Origin of the sequence: Clostridium sp. UBA1056 (genome assembly GCA_002316385.1) — a bacterium.
Classification (GTDB): domain Bacteria; phylum Bacillota; class Clostridia; order Clostridiales; family Clostridiaceae; genus Clostridium_J.
The window spans coordinates 1-483 of the sequence record DCDL01000002.1; the positions used below are offsets into that span (position 1 = coordinate 1).

Genomic DNA, 483 nt, shown 5'->3' on the forward strand with positions numbered 1-483 from the left:
ACTATAGATACTGGTATAGACTATTTAAATGTAGAATTTACTAGAGAAGATGGAACTACTAGAATCTTGTCTATTTGGGATCAAACTGATAGTAGTGGAGTTTCACCAGAAAATATTCGTTACGGTAGCGTATATTCAAATGAGCAAATAAATGCAGCTATTAAATTAAGTAAAGATGGCGGTGATCCATACTCTATTGTTCCTGAAAGAGATACCAACGGACATGGGACTCAGTGTGCAGGTATAATAGGTGCTAGAGGTTACAACAATGTGAAAGGTGCTGCTCCTAACTGTGATTTTATAGTAGTAAAGGTAAGGCCTATAAGAGAATTCTCTGAAATATCGGAGGTCTCATCAACTAGTATCCCAATTTACCATAATACTGATATAGCTACAGCTATGCTCTATCTTGTACAAGAAAGAGCTAAATATGAAAGGCCTATAGTAATATTTTTACCAATGAGTAGTAATCTAGGTGCTCAT

Annotated in this window: 1 protein-coding gene; it reads left to right on the plus strand. The window is 35.4% G+C overall.

What is annotated here, in order from left to right:
- Positions 1–483, plus strand: a 483-nt coding sequence (locus B3W71_RS00610; RefSeq protein WP_346887006.1) for a S8 family serine peptidase, incomplete at both ends; no start/stop codon positions are given.